This is a genomic window from Amycolatopsis albidoflavus, from assembly GCF_039525725.1.
Lineage (GTDB): Bacteria > Actinomycetota > Actinomycetes > Mycobacteriales > Pseudonocardiaceae > Amycolatopsis > Amycolatopsis albidoflava.
In genome coordinates this window covers 584,292-600,816 of record NZ_BAAAHV010000005.1, presented here as the reverse complement: position 1 = coordinate 600,816, position 16,525 = coordinate 584,292, and the positions used below count along the sequence as shown (strand labels likewise).

18 protein-coding genes are annotated in these 16,525 nt (G+C 67.4%); 14 read left to right on the top strand and 4 right to left on the bottom strand.

Annotated features, from left to right (window positions below; all coding sequences use genetic code 11):
* The 13 genes from ABD156_RS07295 to ABD156_RS07235 form a co-directional block, all read left to right on the top strand.
* The coding region (locus ABD156_RS07295; protein ID WP_344268003.1) for a hypothetical protein at positions 1-292 on the top strand (292 nt) is incomplete at its 5' end.
* 35 nt (positions 293-327) lie between these two features.
* Positions 328-774, top strand: a complete 447-nt coding sequence (locus tag ABD156_RS07290; protein WP_344268001.1) for a hypothetical protein — start codon at positions 328-330, stop codon at positions 772-774.
* Positions 775-1,701, top strand: coding sequence for a helix-turn-helix domain-containing protein (locus ABD156_RS07285; protein WP_344267999.1), 927 nt, complete (start codon positions 775-777; stop codon positions 1,699-1,701). It abuts the gene before it with no gap.
* Between the two features lie 321 nt (positions 1,702-2,022).
* On the top strand, positions 2,023-3,600 hold the full coding sequence (locus tag ABD156_RS07280) for an FtsK/SpoIIIE domain-containing protein (protein ID WP_344267997.1): 1,578 nt from the start codon (positions 2,023-2,025) through the stop codon (positions 3,598-3,600).
* Positions 3,597-3,992, top strand: coding sequence for a hypothetical protein (locus tag ABD156_RS07275; RefSeq protein ID WP_344267995.1), 396 nt, complete (start codon positions 3,597-3,599; stop codon positions 3,990-3,992). The genes ABD156_RS07280 and ABD156_RS07275 overlap by 4 nt, the downstream gene beginning before the upstream one ends.
* A 104-nt stretch (positions 3,993-4,096) precedes the next feature.
* Complete coding sequence (locus ABD156_RS07270) at positions 4,097-5,716, top strand: replication initiator (protein WP_344268553.1); 1,620 nt, start codon at positions 4,097-4,099, stop codon at positions 5,714-5,716.
* A 20-nt stretch (positions 5,717-5,736) separates the two neighbouring features.
* A complete protein-coding gene (locus tag ABD156_RS07265; protein ID WP_134665912.1) occupies positions 5,737-5,952 on the top strand; it encodes a helix-turn-helix domain-containing protein in 216 nt (71 codons plus the stop codon).
* A 10-nt stretch (positions 5,953-5,962) separates the two neighbouring features.
* Positions 5,963-7,222, top strand: coding sequence for a tyrosine-type recombinase/integrase (locus ABD156_RS07260; RefSeq protein WP_344267991.1), 1,260 nt, complete (start codon positions 5,963-5,965; stop codon positions 7,220-7,222).
* A gap of 199 nt (positions 7,223-7,421) precedes the next feature.
* Positions 7,422-7,709, top strand: a complete 288-nt coding sequence (locus tag ABD156_RS07255; protein WP_009075085.1) for a hypothetical protein — start codon at positions 7,422-7,424, stop codon at positions 7,707-7,709.
* Positions 7,706-8,536 (top strand): hypothetical protein, encoded by an 831-nt coding sequence (locus ABD156_RS07250; protein ID WP_344267989.1) that lies wholly within the window; start codon positions 7,706-7,708, stop codon positions 8,534-8,536. The genes ABD156_RS07255 and ABD156_RS07250 overlap by 4 nt, the downstream gene beginning before the upstream one ends.
* Before the next feature lie 58 nt (positions 8,537-8,594).
* A complete protein-coding gene (locus ABD156_RS07245) occupies positions 8,595-10,511 on the top strand; it encodes a fumarate reductase/succinate dehydrogenase flavoprotein subunit (protein ID WP_344267987.1) in 1,917 nt (638 codons plus the stop codon).
* Positions 10,508-11,260 (top strand): succinate dehydrogenase/fumarate reductase iron-sulfur subunit, encoded by a 753-nt coding sequence (locus ABD156_RS07240; protein WP_344267985.1) that lies wholly within the window; start codon positions 10,508-10,510, stop codon positions 11,258-11,260. The genes ABD156_RS07245 and ABD156_RS07240 overlap by 4 nt, the downstream gene beginning before the upstream one ends.
* A gap of 523 nt (positions 11,261-11,783) precedes the next feature.
* Positions 11,784-12,131, top strand: coding sequence for a VOC family protein (locus ABD156_RS07235; protein WP_344267983.1), 348 nt, complete (start codon positions 11,784-11,786; stop codon positions 12,129-12,131).
* Between the two features lie 67 nt (positions 12,132-12,198).
* Here the strand turns inward: ABD156_RS07235 and ABD156_RS07230 are convergent, their stop codons facing one another.
* The 4 genes from ABD156_RS07230 to ABD156_RS07215 all read right to left on the bottom strand — a co-directional run bounded on the left by ABD156_RS07230 (position 12,199) and on the right by ABD156_RS07215 (position 15,576).
* Positions 12,199-13,083: an amino acid ABC transporter permease gene (locus tag ABD156_RS07230; protein ID WP_344267981.1), complete on the bottom strand. Its 885-nt coding sequence runs from the start codon at positions 13,081-13,083 to the stop codon at positions 12,199-12,201.
* Positions 13,080-13,727 (bottom strand): amino acid ABC transporter permease, encoded by a 648-nt coding sequence (locus tag ABD156_RS07225; RefSeq protein ID WP_344267979.1) that lies wholly within the window; start codon positions 13,725-13,727, stop codon positions 13,080-13,082. The genes ABD156_RS07230 and ABD156_RS07225 overlap by 4 nt, the downstream gene beginning before the upstream one ends.
* 84 nt (positions 13,728-13,811) lie before the next feature.
* Complete coding sequence (locus ABD156_RS07220) at positions 13,812-14,717, bottom strand: glutamate ABC transporter substrate-binding protein (protein ID WP_344267977.1); 906 nt, start codon at positions 14,715-14,717, stop codon at positions 13,812-13,814.
* 130 nt (positions 14,718-14,847) lie between these two features.
* The gene (locus ABD156_RS07215; protein WP_344268550.1) at positions 14,848-15,576 is read right to left on the bottom strand and encodes an amino acid ABC transporter ATP-binding protein; all 729 of its coding nucleotides are present in this window, start codon (positions 15,574-15,576) and stop codon (positions 14,848-14,850) included.
* A 280-nt stretch (positions 15,577-15,856) separates the two neighbouring features.
* On the opposite strand from ABD156_RS07215, the gene ABD156_RS07210 reads away from it, so the two are divergent.
* On the top strand, positions 15,857-16,525 hold the full coding sequence (locus tag ABD156_RS07210; RefSeq protein ID WP_344267975.1) for a response regulator transcription factor: 669 nt from the start codon (positions 15,857-15,859) through the stop codon (positions 16,523-16,525).

Here is a 16,525-nt window from a genome sequence, read left to right as displayed (position 1 = left end):
AGACATCGGGAGAGCACACATGGGCATTCACGTGGTGATTCAGCCCCTCGTCGGATACGGCGCTGCCGTCGTGTCGCCTTCCCCTGGGGTTCGCCAGCTGGTGGCCGGGGGCGATGAGGCCGCGATCGTGATCCAGGTACCGGCTCGGATTGGCGGCTTGATGGACACCGCGCGATTTGCGCGGAGCCTCTCTGTGGCCGCTGGCGAGTTCGGCGAGTGGTGCGAGACGCAGAACCGCACACGCACCTACTCCTCCCCTCTCGGCGACCAGTGGCCGGAAGAGCGCGACTGAGCGCACCAAAACCAGAGCAGTAAAGGGAGTTCAGCATGGCTATCGAAAAGGGACACCGGTTTGCGATCGACTTCGACGACGCGTTCCCGCAGGGGCTTGTGATGGTGGGCGAAGTGATTCCGGACAACGAGTATCAGTCTCGGGAGGATCGCGCGGCGGGTCGGCCGGTGCGGCAGCGCATTGACGAGGTGACCGGCAAGCGGCAGTGGAGGGCTGCGGTCACGGACCCGGGCGAGACGAAGGCGAAGCGGGCGTCGTTCGAGGTGACGTTCTTGGCGGACGTGCAGCCCGTGCCGACTACTGCGGAGGCGTTGCCGGGGATGCGGCCGATCGAGCTGGACGGGCTCACGGCTGAGCCGCGTGTCGGCGGGCAGGGCGAGTTCAAGTACCAGACGTACGTGTTCCGGGCGACCGGCTTCAAGGCTGCTGTGGCGAAGCCGTCGCGGTCTGCGTCTGCAAATGGTGACAGCAAGGCGGCGTAGATGCGTGGGACGGATATGGCGAGCCCGCGGGCACGCGGCCTGGGTGCGGCGTTGCGGGACGCGCGGATTGAGGCGCGGTTCGGGTTGCGGGAGCTGGGACGGCGGATCGGGGTGAACCCGGCGTTGTTGTCGAACTGGGAACTCGGTCAGCGGGTCCCGACTCCGGAAGAGGTGTCGAACGTGCTCGGTGCGCTCGGCGTGACCGGGGAGCGGAAAGCCTGGATCATGCTGCTGGCGCATGGCGTGACAGGGCCGAGCTGGTCGTCGGTGGGGTCGCAGGCGGACCCGGCGCATTACACGACGTTGATCGCGCACGAGCGGGTGGCGACGGCGGTGACGGTGTGGGCTCCGCTGTTGATCCCGGATCTGTTGCAGGTACCGGATTACGCGCGGCTTGTCTTTGGCCCGGACCTGCGGGACAAGCAGAAGCTGGACCAGGTCGTGGAGAGCCGGATGGATCGCAACCGGATTCTGTTCGGCGCGGGCGCGGTGAAGGCGGAGATGTTCATCGGGTCGGAGGCGCTGCGGAACCATTTCGGGGATGCCGAGGTGATGCTGAGGCAGACGCGGTTCCTCAAGGACTTGGTCGGGCTGTCGCGGACGATGACGATCCAGCTGGCCCCGAGTCAGGCGGTGACGGAGGAGGCGTTCAGCCGGTACGCGCTGAAGGACACCTCGGATGTCGTGTACTGCCCGCATCGAGCGATGGGCGTGTTTCTGGTCGGGAAGGAAGCGGCCTCGTATGAGGTGACGATCGAGCGGCTGAGGGCGGCGGCGTTGTCTCCGGCGGAATCGCTGGCGCGGCTGTCGGTCGTGGTCGACCAGCTCCTGAAAGAGGTGAAGGCACAGCGGCGGGCGACTGACGCCGGGCTGAACCGGCTCCTGACCGGCGAGGAACCAACCACCGACGAATCGACCACCGACTAGCCGAAAACCGAGCGGGAGTACTGAAAAAAGCGCACGGCGACGTGTGCTGTGTTCAACGCGCCCTTGAATGGGCGGAATTGTTCCGTATAAACGCAGAACCGGCCTCTGGCGACCAACCTTCACCGGTTCTGCGCTGTCCACTGGGAAGTGAACAATGACGAACATAACCGGTTCTGGACGGCGTGCGTCAACGGGGGTCACCCGGATGCGTTGCGCCGCATGCAAGAAGTTCGCCCGCCTCGTTCCGGGTGAAAAGAAATGTGCGGCATGCCAAGGAATGCTGCCGCTTGACCTCACCGCGGCTGAGGGCGGTGAGCGCCGATGAACGCGGCGACGGTGCTGATCGGCGGCGCGGGCCTGGCTGTCCTGGTGTGGGTGCTGGCCAAACTCGGCCGTGCGTTCGCCGCGATAGCGGAAACCCTAGCCGCGCTGGCATTCCTCGGCCTGGCCCTGTGGGGCCTCGTGCGGGTAGGTGGCTGGATTGTTCGGCAACTGGCCACGCACTGGCGCACCTGCCTCGCCCTGCTCGCTCTGGGCGCGTGGTGGCGTTGGCTCGGCTGGCCTTCGCTCGCGGTCACGGCGGGCTCTGTCGGTCTGGTGGCGCTCGTGTGGCGGAGCGGCTGGCCCGTGGGTTTTGAGCAGTGGTGCGGTCGCTGGGTGCGGGCGTGGTGGCTGCGCTGGGCCGTCTACGGGCGCAAGCTCCCGGGCTGGCTGCATGCCTGCGGATTGACCGTGCGGGACGAAGCGATCCCGGTGGATGTGACCGTGAACCTGGTGTCTCGCCGTCGCAAGCGGGAAGCGGTGGCCCAGTCGCGGCGTGACGCGGGCGTGGCCTTCCCCCGCGTGCTGCGGGTCCGTTCCGGCCCCTCGTGGGATGAGGTGCGGGTACGGCTGGTGCCTGGCCAGACTCCCGAGGATTTCGGCGAGGCGACTCGTGCGTTGGCGACGGCTCGGCGGGTCACGCGGGTGCAGGTGCGGGAGATCTCGCCGGATGTGGTGTCGGTGGACTTCATGCGCCGTGACCTGCTGGCGTCGGCCGTGTCGTGCCTGCCGCTGCCGGACGTGGCTGAGGCGTCGGCGGTGGATCTGCGGCGGGTGTTCGCCGGTTCTACCGAGTATGGGACGGCCTGGCGGCTGCCCTTGCTCGGCGGCGGTGCGCACATCCTCGTGGCGGGTGCTTCGGGCGCTGGGAAGAACTCGGTGATGTGGTCGCCGCTGGTGTCGGCTGCTCCGGCGATCCGGTCGGGGTTGGTGCGGGTGTCCGGTGTGGACCCCAAGGGCATGGAACTCGCGTACGGGCGCGGGATCTTCTGCCGGTACGCGGTTTCGGGCAAAGAGGCGTTGGAAGTGCTGGAGGCGCTGCGGGACGAGTTGGAGCGCCGCAAGCGGGCGTTTGCCGGGCAGACACGGGAAGTGCCGCTCTCGCAGGAGTTTCCGCTTGAGCTGCTGGAGTTCGACGAGTTGGCGGCGTTGACCCGCTACACCGACCGCAAGACCCGCGACGCGATCACCGAACACGTCTCGGTGCTCAATACCCAAGGACGGGCCGCGCTGATCTCGGTGCGCGGCTACGTGCAGGACCCGACGAAGGAAACCGTGCCGGTGCGGGAACTGTTCACCCGCCGCGTCTGCCTGCGGGTGACGTCCAAGTCTCAGGTGTCCATGGTGCTCGGCGACGGCGCGTACGAGCGTGGGGCATGGGCCAACCGCATCCCCGAATCCACCCCGGGTGTCGGCTACGTGTGGGGCGAGGGCATCCGCGAACCCCTGCGCGTCCGCGCCGGGTGGGTCTCTGACGCGACGGTTAAGGCGCTGGAGAACTACGTCACTAACGGCGGGGCACAGGTGATCGACCTCGCCCAGAACCGCTGTGACAGCAACGGGAAGGGGGCCGCGTGAACCGGCTGATGGTCTTCCTCGACGCGATCCGCGATCACCTCGACTCGTTTGCGCTGCCCCCGGCCTGTTCGGTGGAGGTCACCGCCTGGTCCTCGCCGGTCAATGTCGCGCTGGACACCGACACCCTGCCCGGTGTCGTCTCCGGGCTGGCTACCTGGTCGGCCGCCCTCGACGGGCCGCGAGTGGCCTTGTGGCGGACTCCGGGCGGGACACGGGTGCGCCTGGCGCTGACCGGACGCACCCCGTGCGGCATCCCGGTCTACGTCTGGGGCTACGCGCCGTTCGACCCGGCCACCTTCCCCGACCTGCCTGTCCAGACTGACCAGGAAATGCCGGTCTGGCTGCTGCGGCAGTGGGCACGCGCCGGTGAGGCCGGAGAGGGGGCCGCCTGATGACCACCTCCGAACAGAAACGTCCTGGTCAGGGAATGCCGGCCACGCTTGCGGGGCCTGCATGGTCGCACTCCGCGGCCGAGGACGAAACCGCTGGTCAGCCAATGCCGGCAAGCGGATCGCGGGAGAAAATCCGCGGTGCCCTCGCCGCCGACGTGGTGAAGGCGACCGCAGAGCAGCACGGGGTGTGCGTCCGGCCCTTCACCATGGAAGTCGCCGACACCGACACGGGCGAACTGCGCTACGTCCCCGTCCCGTGCGGCTCCACGGTCGAATCGGTGTGCCTGCCCTGTGCGCGCAAGGCCAAGGCCCTACGGCAGGCCCAGTGCCGGGAAGGCTGGCACCTCGCCGAAGAACCCGTGATCACCCGCGCGGAACCCACCGAGACGCAACGGGAGCTGCTGACCTACCGCGCGGACCTCGCCGCCCACTACCGGGAAGCCGTCGAGACCGGAAACGAACCGGAGGCGGAGGAACTGTGCGCCGAAGTGTCCACCGTGGACGCGGAGTTGCGGGCATCGGGCATGACGGGACGGCTCCCGGCCCTCGACGCGCCCGCCAAGAAGGCGGTGAAGCGGTCCACCAAGCGGCGGCAGGACGCGCCGAACCTGCCCCGCAAGAAGGTCGCCAAAACCACCGTGGGACGGGAGTTCGCGGGCCGGTTCCGGCCGTCGATGTTCGTCACCCTCACCTGCGACACCTACGGCCGCGTCCGCCCGGACGGCTCCCCCGTCGACCCTGCCAGCTACGACTACCGGCGGGCGGCCCGGGACGCGGTGCACTTCGCCGCCCTGGTTGACCGGTGGTGGCAGAACCTCCGCCGGGTCGTCGGGTTCGACGTGCAGTACTTCGCCACCGTGGAACCGCAGAAACGCGCCGCGCCCCACCTGCACACCGCGCTGCGGGGCGCGATATCCCATGAGGTCATCCGGATGGTCACCGAAGCGACCTATCACCAGGCGTGGTGGCCCAACCACGACGTCATGGTCTACGGCGGAGACCGCAAACCGTTGTGGGACCCCGATGTCCGTTCCTTTGTGGACCCCGACACCCGGGAGCCGTTGACGGCGTGGGATGACGCGGTGTCCGAAGTGGAGGAACCGGCGCACGTCGTGCGGTTCGGCGAACAGGTGCACTCCAAGGGAATTCTCGGCGGCACCGAGGAAGCCGGACGGCACATCGGCTACCTGACGAAGTACCTCACGAAGTCCACGGGCGAAGTCGTGGACGCCGAGACGGCCGCGCAACGGGACCACCACGACCGGTTGCACGCCGAGCTGGCGGTCACTCCGTGTTCGCCGCGTTGCCCGGTGTGGCTGCTCTACGGGATCAATCCCAAGGGAGCCAACGCAAAGACCACCCCGGGGCATTGCCGGGGGCGTGCGCATCGGCGGACCACGCTCGGCCTGCCCGGTCGGCGGGTCCTGGTGTCGCGCAAGTGGTCGGGCAAGACCGTGGCCGACCACAAAGCTGACCGCGTGGGATTCGTGCTCTCCGCCCTGGCGGCAGTAGGGATCGAGAAGCCGCGCCCCGCCCCGGAAAAGCTGGTGTGGCGCAAGGTCGAGCCCGGCGACCCGCACTGTCCGCCCCGGGACCAGCTCGTGATGCGCGCTATCGCCGAACGCCGTGCCTGGAAGGCCGAATACGAAGCGGCCCGGCTCGCCGCGTCCGGATCACCGCCTGAGCCGCCGGAAACTTCGGCAATTCCGGCGTTGGCGGCCTGACCTGGGGAGGGGGAGCAACCATGAACAACAACCCGCGTGTGCGGCTGGTCAGCGTCGAGGGCTTGTGGAGCCCCGAAGACCTTTCCGCCTACCTCGGCATTCCGGAGGACACGCTCAAGGACTGGCGGCACAAGAACTACGGCCCGCCGTGGCGGCGGATGGGAAAGCACGTCCGTTACGACCCGGCCGCTGTCCGGGGCTGGCTCGACGGCCCCGAGACCATGCCTGCCGCATAGGGGGATTCTTATGGCGCACATTCAAGATCGTTGGTATAGCGACAAGATCGACCCCGAAACCGGTGAGGTCGTCCTCGATGCCAAGAACAGGCCGGTTCAGGAGCGAACCAAACGTTACGGCAAAGGCGCGCGGTACCGGGTGCGGTGGACTCAGCCGGACATGTCGGAGGGGTCCAAGGTTTTCCCGGACAAGAAGCTTGGTGCGGCGAAAGAGTTCAAGACCAAGATTGAGAACGAGCTTTACGCGGGGGTGTACCGGGATCCGAACGCGGGCAAGGAAGCATTCCGGTCCTATGCCATGCAAGTACTGAAGAGTCGTCCGCTGGGCGAATCATCGTTGAACACGATGACATCTCAGCTCGACAAGTACGTGTTCCCGTTCTTCGGGGACGACCGCAGTCTCGATGCGTGCGAGAGTTCTGACCTTGCGCGCAAGTGGCTGGCTTGGCTCAACGACAGCGAACGGAACCTCTCGGGGACTTACCAGCGCCAGGTGTTCGACCTCGTGCTGTCCATTTGGGACGCCGCGGTGGTTGACGAGAAGATGCGGCTCAACCCGCTCAAGAAGGCGACCATTCCCCGGCCGAAGGCGACGACCAAGGAGGTTCAGGTCTGGCCGGAGAAGAAGGTCCATGCCGTCGAAAAGGCCATCGAGGACCGGTTCAGGCCAGCGGTCGTCATCGGTGCGGGTCTCGGGTTGCGTCCGGGCGAGGTGCTGGCGTTCAGCCCGGACAACATCGACCGGGAGAAGATGGTCTACCGGTGCACTCGGCAGCTCGTGGTGATCAAGGGCGTGCAGAAGTTCAAGCTTCCGAAAGGGCGGAAGGTGCGGGAGATCCCGCTCGGCTACGGGCTGCTGGAGAAGATCGATGCCTACCTGGAGAAGTATCCGCCCGTCGCGGTGACGCTGCCCTGGGGCGAACGGGACGGGCAGGCGTTCGAGACGGTCAATCTGCTCATGACCAAGCCGAGCGGCGTGCCGTACAAGAACCAGTCGTTTCACATGGGCGTGTGGTTGCCCGCGTTCGTCGCGGCTGGGCTTGCCTATGTCGCTGACCGGGACGGCATGCACGCACTCCGGCATCTGTTCGCATCGTTGATGCTGTCACGTGGGGTGAGCATCAAAGAACTCTCTGCTTATCTAGGGCATTCGAGTGAGGCGTTCACGCTCCGTGTCTATACCCATCTGATGGAGACAAGTTACGACCGGGCTCGTGCGGCGATCGACAGCGTGTTCCGTCCAGCGGCCGACCTCGCGTCGGCGGCCTGAGTGTGCAGCTGACGGCCCAGAGACGGCCCAGACCCCACTTTCGGCCCCTATCTAGTCATAAATCCCCAGGTCAACCGGTACAGGATGCTTCCTTCTGGTAAATGTGCTACTTGTCACAGTGCACCGCGCGAGGCAGAGTCGTACTTGGCGACGTTGATCGTCACCCGAACTGCCGGCCCCACCATCAGGGAGGCTTCCGATGTCCACCACAGAGATCGCCGAACTCCGGCGCACCATCGGCCAGTTGCGGCAGTGCGTGGGCGCATTGCGATCGCGCTACGGCGACGCGTCCGCGGTGCGCCGGCTGGCCAACGACGTCGAGCGGCTCGACATCGACACCGCCGACCTGGACGGGCACCCGCCCGCTGTGCCCGCGCAGGCGAAAGCCGTCGAACGCGTTCCGGTTCCTGATACTCCCTACGATCCCGCGCTGTGGAGCGGCGCAGACGACGAAGGTGTCGGTGGCTACAAGCGCGACCAGCGGTGAGCGCCCCCGCTGACAACGACGTCAGCCGCGCCCCCACCGGCGTTCGAGCGCCGGGGCGGGCGCGGCTCGCCGCCCGGACACTGCGCACCGACCGGTGGTGGCTGTCGCCCCTGCTCACTGTGCTGGGGCTGGCCACCTTCGTCGTTTACGCGACTGTCCGGGCATTCGTGCGCACCGCGTACTGGGTGCCCGAATACCACTATCTGACGCCGTTTTACTCCCCGTGCGTGTCCACTTCCTGCGTCGAAGGATCCAGCCACTTCGGGCACTGGTTCGGCGAGATGCCGTCCTGGTTGCCGCTCGGCGTGCTTGTACTGCCGTTCCTGCTCGGGTTCCGGTTGACCTGCTACTACTATCGCAAGGCCTACTACCGCTCGGTGTGGTTCTCCCCGCCTGCCTGCGCGGTCGCCGAACCGCACGCGCGCTACACCGGCGAGACGCGGCTGCCGTTGATCGTGCAGAACGTGCACCGGTACTTCTTCTACGTCGCGTGCGTCGTCTCGCTCGTCAACACCTACGACGCCATCGTCGCCTTCCAGAGTCCCACCGGGTTCGGCTTCGGGCTCGGCAACGTGATTCTCGTGTTGAACGTCGTGCTGCTGTGGGCGTACACGCTCTCCTGCCACTCGTGCCGGCACGTCACCGGCGGTCGGCTCAAGCATTTCTCGAAACATCCCGTCCGGTACTGGATCTGGACGCAGGTCACGAAGCTCAACACGCGGCACATGGCCCTCGCGTGGACGACGCTCGGCACGCTCGTGCTGACCGACTTCTACGTGATGCTCGTGTCCAGCGGTGCGATCTCGGACCTGCGATTCGTGGGCTGAACCCCGGAAATCCAGCAGCGCAAGGCAGTTCTCCCCAGCTCGTGAGGTGGCTTATTCCATGACCGAGGTCGAACGGCACAGCTACGACGTGGTGGTGATCGGTGCCGGCGGCGCCGGTCTGCGCGCGGTGATCGAAGCGCGCGAACGCGGTTTCAGCGTCGCGGTGGTGTGCAAATCCCTTTTCGGCAAAGCGCACACGGTAATGGCCGAGGGCGGCTGCGCGGCGTCGATGGGCAACGCGAACTCGAACGACAACTGGCAGGTGCACTTCCGCGACACCATGCGCGGCGGGAAGTTCCTCAACAACTGGCGGATGGCCGAACTGCACGCCCGGGAAGCGCCGGACCGCGTCTGGGAGCTGGAGACATACGGGGCGCTTTTCGACCGCACCGCGGACGGGCGGATCAGTCAGCGCAACTTCGGCGGGCACACCTATCCGCGGCTCGCGCATGTCGGCGACCGCACCGGGCTCGAGCTGATCCGCACGATGCAGCAGAAGATCGTTTCGCTGCAGCAGGAGGATTTCAAGAAGTACGGCGACTACGAGGCCCGGATCAAGGTCTTCGCCGAATGCACGGTCACCGAACTGCTGCTGGACAACGGCGCGGTCGCCGGGGCGTTCGGCTACTGGCGCGAGAGCGGGCGGTTCGTGCTGTTCGAGGCGCCCGCGGTGGTGCTCGCGACGGGCGGCATCGGCAAGTCGTTCAAGGTGACGTCGAATTCGTGGGAGTACACCGGCGACGGGCACGCGCTGGCCCTTCGCGCCGGCGCGAAGCTGATCAACATGGAGTTCGTGCAGTTCCATCCGACCGGGATGGTCTGGCCGCCGAGCGTGAAGGGCATCCTCGTCACCGAGGGCGTGCGCGGCGACGGCGGGGTGCTCAAGAACTCCGAGGACAAGCGGTTCATGTTCGAGTACGTGCCCGAGGTGTTCAAGGGCCAGTACGCGGACAGCGAGGGCGAGGCCGACCGCTGGTACACCGACCAGGAGAACAACCGCCGCACGCCGGACCTGCTGCCGCGCGACGAGGTGGCGCGGGCGATCAACTCCGAGGTCAAGGAGGGGCGCGGGTCCCCGCACGGCGGCGTGTTCCTGGACATCGCGAGCCGGCTGCCCGCCGAGGAGATCCAGCGGCGGCTGCCGTCGATGTACCACCAGTTCAAGGAACTCGCCGACGTCGACATCACCAAGGAGGCCATGGAAGTCGGCCCCACCTGCCACTACGTGATGGGCGGCGTGGAGGTCGACCCGGACACCGGCGCGGCGAGCGTGCCCGGGCTGTTCGCGGCGGGGGAGTGCTCCGGCGGCATGCACGGGTCGAACCGGCTCGGCGGCAATTCGCTGTCGGACCTGCTCGTGTTCGGCAGGCGAGCCGGGCTGGGCGCGGCGTCCTATGTGGACGGTCTCAAGGACCGGCCCGCGGTTTCGCAGTCCGATGTGGACACCGCGGCCGCGATGGCGCTCGAACCGTTCAACCCGCCCGCCGAGGGCGCTCCGGAGAACCCGTACACGCTGCACACCGAGCTGCAGCAGTCGATGAACGACCTGGTCGGCATCATCCGCAAGGCCGGGGAAATCCGGCAGGCGCTGGAAAAACTCGCGAATATCCGCCGGCGCGTGGGACAGGTGGAGGTGGAAGGCCACCGGCAGTTCAACCCCGGCTGGCACCTCGCGCTCGACCTGCGGAACATGCTGCTGGTGAGCGAATGCGTCGCCCGCGCCGCGCTGACCCGCACGGAAAGCCGCGGCGGCCACACTCGCGACGACTACCCGTCGATGGACGCGGACTGGCGGCACCGGCTGCTCGTCTGCTCCGCGCAGCCGGGCGACAACCCGCTCGTGCCGGACGTCGACGTGGCCGTGAAGGAACAGGTCCCGATGCGGCCGGACTTGCTGGAGCTGTTCGAACTCGACGAGCTGGGCAAGTACTTCACCGACGGCGAGCTGGAGACCCACCCCGGGAGGACCGCGTGAGCTACCAGGCGAAGTTCCGCGTGTGGCGAGGCGACGCGACCGGCGGCGACCTGCAGGACTTCACCGTCGAGGTGAACGAGGGCGAGGTCGTGCTCGACATCATCCACCGGCTGCAGGCTACGCAGGCCGCCGACCTCGCCGTGCGCTGGAACTGCAAGGCAGGCAAGTGCGGCTCCTGCTCGGCGGAGATCAACGGCAGGCCGCGGCTGCTGTGCATGACGCGCATGTCGACGTTCACCGAGGCCGAGGTCGTGACGGTCACGCCGATGCGCACGTTCCCGGTGATCCGCGACCTCGTCACCGACGTGTCGTTCAACTACACGAAGGCTCGCGAGATCCCGTCCTTCACCCCGCCGGAGGGGCTCAAACCCGGCGAGTACCGGATGCAGCAGGTGGATGTCGAGCGCTCGCAGGAGTTTCGCAAGTGCATCGAGTGCTACCTGTGCCAGAACACCTGCCACGTCGTCCGCGACCACGAGGAGAACAAGGAGAGCTTCGCCGGACCTCGTTACCTCATGCGGATCGCCGAGCTGGAGATGCACCCGCTGGACGTCGCCGACCGCCGCGACGCCGCCCAGGACGAGCACGGGCTCGGGCTCTGCAACATCACCAAATGCTGCACCGAGGTGTGCCCGGAAGGCATCCACATCACCGACAACGCGCTGATCCCGATGAAGGAACGCGTCGCCGACCGCAAGTACGACCCGATCGTCTGGCTGGGGGACAAGCTGTTCCGCCGTAACCGGTGAGCGATTCCCGTCGCGGTGGCGGGTTTCGTGCGCTGCGGGATCATGCACTCGGCTGACGGGCCTGTTGACGCGGTCGGCGGGCCTGTCCACCGGGTGCCGCGGGTCAGGCTGCGCGGCTCCGGGTCCGTTCGTCCGCAGGCTGCGGAAGTATTCAGTTGTGGTTGGGCGATAGGCGATTCCTCCTTTCTGGAGACAGCGGGCGTGGCGGCATGGACTGCGGCACGGCCAGTTCGGGCTGGGTGCCTGGCGTCCGCGCGGTTCGCGGAGGGTTCCTTGCTCGGGCGGCTCGATCTCGCCGTGCGCCGGCGAGGTCGAAGCCGACCAGGGCGCGGACCAGCGCACGGGAGCGATCAAGGAACCTGCGCGGCCGCCGCGAGAATGCTCGCGGCCTCATGCCACAGAACTTGCTTTGATGCCATCAACGTTAGCAGCGCCCGAGAACTGGCCGCATCACTCGATCGGCTCGATCGCAGAGACGGCGATTCCCCTTGCCGGAGAAGGACTTCCCGAAAGGACCAAGCCTATGATCACCGGCGCCCACGTGATCCTCTACAGCAAGGACGCGGCAGCAGACCGAGAGTTCCTCCGGGACGTACTGGACCTAGGCCACGTCGACGCAGGCGACGGATGGCTCATCTTCCGTTTACCCCCAACGGAACTAGCGGTACATCCGACCGAGGGACAACCGCAGCAAGAGTTCTACCTGATGTGCGACGACCTCGACGAGACAGTCCGGCAGCTGACCGCGAAGGGGGCCGAAGCAGACGGTGAGGTCACGAAAGCCTCGTGGGGAACGCGGGCGTCGATCCGGCTGCCCAGTGGCAGCGTCCTCCCGCTGTACCAGCCGCGACATCCGACAGCGCACGGCTAAAACAAGAAACCCCCGGCGCCGCAACGAAAGCAGCGCCGGGGGCTTCAAGCGAAAGACGAACGAACCGTCAGAAAGGCCCTCCGCGCAAGCCTCCGGTCGCCGCAGCGGTGAGGTCCGCGGCGTCCTTGGCCCCCGTGTCGATGTGCTTCTTCGAGCGCCGGTTGCGTCGCTCCAAGTACGTCGCGAGCGCGGTCAGCAGCAGGCACATCGCGATGTAGATCGCGGCGGCCACAATCGTCGACGGGACGATCGGACGGCCGAAGTCGCCCTGGCTGCCGATGTAGCGGGCGTAGTACAGCAGCTCCGGGTACGTCACCAGGAAGCCGAGCGCGGTGTCCTTGAGCAGCACCACCAGCTGGCTGATGATCGTCGGCAGCATCGCGCGCAGAGCCTGCGGCAGCAGGACCGTGAACATCACCTGGGTCTTGCGCATGCCGAGCGCGTACGCGGCTTCGCTCTGGCCCTTCGGCAGCGACTGGATGCCCGCGCGGAACACCTCCGCCAGCACCGAGCCGTTGTACAGCGTCAGGCCGAGAACGACCGCGAACAGCGGCGACGTGTCCACGCCGAGGGTCGGGAGGCCGTAGTAGAACAGGAACATCAGGATCAGCAGCGGGATCGCGCGGAAGAACTCCACGATGAACGTGCAGAACCCGCGCACCCACGCGTGATCGGAGAGCCGCCCGGCGGCGAACACCGCGCCGAACACGATGGCCAGCACCGCGCCCAGCGCGAAGGCCTTCACAGTCGCCAGCACGGCGGTCGCGAGGTCGCTCTGCACCTGGGAGTACTGCAGCCACTCCCATTTGCGGCCGGAGAACTGGCCGCTGTCGATGAAGCGGTAGATCACGAACGCGATCAGCGCCGCCACCACGAGGATGCCGAGCACCGCGTAAATCCGGTGCCGCATCCGCGCTTTCGGGCCCGGGGTGTCGAAAAGAACCGTGCTCATCGGGCCACGCTCCAGCGCTTCTCCAGGCTGCGCTGCACCAGCGACAGCACCGACACGAGGATGATGAAGCCGAGTGCCACCCACAGCAGCGCGATCATCTGGTTGTCGCCGCGCTCGGACACGTACTGCCGGATCGCGCCGGCCTCGGCGACCGAGAACCCGCTGGCGATCGTCGTGTTCTTCAGCAGCGCGATGAGCATGCTGACGAGCGGCGGCACCACCGACCGCAGGGCCTGCGGGAGGACGATGCCGCCGAGGATCTGCCCGGACGACAGGCCCAGCGCGCGGCCCGCCTCGGCCTGGCCGATCGGCACCGTGTTGATGCCCGAGCGCACGACCTCGCAGATGAACGCCGACGTGTAGATCGTCAGCGCCACCGCGGCGGTCGGGAAGTAGTCGATCTTGACGATGTCGAGCAGCGGGTAGGCGAACACGAGGAACGCGAACACCAGCGTCAGCGGCGTGTTGCGCAGGACGGTGACGTAGGTCGTGCCGATCGCGCGCAGCATCGGGACCGGGCTCACCCGCAGCATCGCGAGGATCGTGCCCAGCACCAGGCTGCACGCTCCCGCGATCAGGAACAGTTCGATCGTGGTCAGGAAGAACGGACCGAAGAGGTCCAGATTGTCGAGCAGGACGTCCATGGAGCCTTCCCCGCGTCCGTGTGCCGATAGTGGGTGTGCGGCGGCCGGTGGGCGAAAGCTTCGCCCACCGGCCGCCGGATCAGGTCAGTACCGCTCGATGGCCGGCGGCGTCGCGGGCGCGCCGGACTTGCCGAGGGTCGCGTCGTAGATCTTCTTCCAGGTGCCGTTGGTCTCGGCGGCCTGCAGCAGGTCGTCGATCTTGTCGCGCAGCACCTTGTCGTCCTTGTTCAGGCCGATGCCGTAGGGCTCCTTCGAGAACGGCTTGCCGACGACCTTGAAGCTGTCCGGGTCCTGCGCCGCGTAGCCCTTGAGGATCGCGTCGTCGGTGGTGACCGCGTCGACGTCCTTCGTCTGCAGCTTCTCCACGCACTGCGAGTACTTCTGGAACTCGACGATCTGGTCGGTCAGCTTCTGCTCGCGCACGCGCTGGATCGGGGTCGACCCGGTGACCGAGCAGACCTTCTTGCCCTTCAGCGTCTCCGGGCCGGTGATCGAGGTGTCGTCCTTGCGCACCAGCAGGTCCTGCCCGGCCTGGAAGTACGGGCCGCCGAACGACACGAGCTTCTTGCGCTTGTCGCTGATGGTGTAGGTGCCGACGTAGAGGTCGACCTGGCCGTTGGAGATGGCCTGCTCGCGGGCGGCCGAGTCGACCGTCGTGTACTTGATCTTGTCCTCGCCGAAGCCGAGGCCCGCCGCGACCATCCGGGCGATCTCGATGTCGAAGCCCTGGAACTTGCCGGTCTTCGGGTCCTTCTGGCCCAGCTCGGGCTGGTCGTCCTTGACGCCGATGGTGATCGTGCCCGCGGACTTGATCTTCGTGAACACCGGCGAGCCGTCGAGCTTGACGTCCTTCGCCACTTCGTAGGTCGGCAGGGCCGCGGCGTTGGTGTTGGCGTCGCCGCCGGAACCAGCCGGGGTGCCTTCCTTGCCGCAGGCCGTGAGCAGCAGCCCGCCGGCGAGCAGAGCGGCCGCGAGGGTGCGGATCCTCATGTCAGTCTCTCCAATATCTGTCCGGGAAACATCTGTCCGGGAACGTCGGTGCCGGTCGGGGCGGCACCGCTGGACACGGCCGATTACAGCCACCTCGGCCGCGGGGCGCCGGGGGATTCCCCCGAACGGGTCAGTGGGTCAGGATCTTGCCGAGGAAGTCCTTCGCGCGGTCGGACTTCGGCTTGGTGAAGAACTCCTCCGGCGTCGTGTCCTCGACGATCTCGCCGTCGGCCATGAACAGGACGCGGTCGGCGGCGCGCCGGGCGAAGCCCATCTCGTGCGTGACCACGAGCATGGTCATGCCGTCCTTCGCCAGCCCGGTCATCACGTCCAGCACCTCCTGGACCATTTCCGGGTCCAGCGCCGAGGTCGGCTCGTCGAACAGCATCACCTTGGGCTTCATCGCGAGCGCGCGGGCGATCGCCACGCGCTGCTGCTGGCCGCCGGACAGCTGGGCCGGGTACTTGTCGGCCTGGTTCGCGATGCCGACGCGCTCGAGCAGTTCCATCGCGGTCTTGCGCGCCTCGGCCTGCGCCGTCTTGCGCACCTTGACCGGCGCGAGCATGACGTTCTCGAGGATCGTCTTGTGCGCGAAGAGGTTGAACTGCTGGAAGACCATGCCGACGTCGGCGCGCAGCGCGGCGAGCGCCTTGCCCTCGGCGGGCAGCGGCACGCCGTCGACGGCGATCTCGCCGGAGTTGATCGGCTCGAGCCGGTTGATCGCGCGGCACAGCGTCGACTTGCCCGACCCGGAGGGCCCGAGCACGACGACGACCTGGCCGCGCGGCACCTCGAGGGTGATCTCGCGCAGCACGTGCAGCTCGCCGAAGTACTTGTTCACGGCGGCCGCCTTGATCATCGGCGTCGCCACCTCGGTGGTCATCGTGGCCTCCAGAGCTCCGTTGGTCGTCGGCGTCCGCGGAACCGGGGTTCCGCAACGCTTGCGGAAACCTACTACCGGGACATCTCTTGTAAAGACGGCTTGAGCAATACTTAGGGTTTCAACTACGTATCGGATGCGGCCGTCGTGGCGGCTTTCAGCCTAGTCGGGACTGTGGCGGCCGCCACGCACCGTGTCCGCGGGGCGTGGCGCCCTAAAGTCCGGATACCGTGGTCGGGATCACCGGGGAGGCTGAAGCGTGCGCGTGCTGCTGGTGGAAGACGACGACCGGGTCGCGGGCGCGCTCGTTCCCGCGCTGGTCCGCCGGGGCCTCACCATGCAGCGGCTGCCGTCCGGGGCCGGGGTGCTCGACCGGGTCCACGACGTCGACGTGATCCTTCTCGACCTGGGCCTTCCCGACGTCGACGGCGTGGTGCTCTGCCGGCAGATCCGGGCAGTGAGCGATGTCGCGGTGATCGTGGTGTCCGCGCGCGGCGAGGTGAACGACCGGGTGCACGGGCTGCGCGCCGGCGCCGACGACTACCTGGTCAAGCCGTACGACGTGGAGGAACTGCTCGCGCGCGTCGAAGCGGTGCGCAGGCGGCGCACCGAAAAGACCGCGCCGACGGTGCCGGTGGTCGAGGTCGGCGACGTCCGGATCGACCTCTCCCGGCACGAGGTGCTGGTCGACGGCGAGCCGATCGCGTTGTCCCGCAAGGAGTTCCAGGTGCTCGCGCTGGTCGCGGCGGCGGGCGGCGCGGTGTGTTCGCGCGAGCAGGTGCTGAACGAGGTGTGGGGACATCGCGGCGCGGCCGAGAGCCGTTCGCTGGACGTGCACGTCGCCACCCTGCGCACGAAACTCGGCCGTCCGGCGCTGATCGAAACGGTGCGCGGCGTCGGCTACCGGCTGGGCAGCGGACGGGACTGA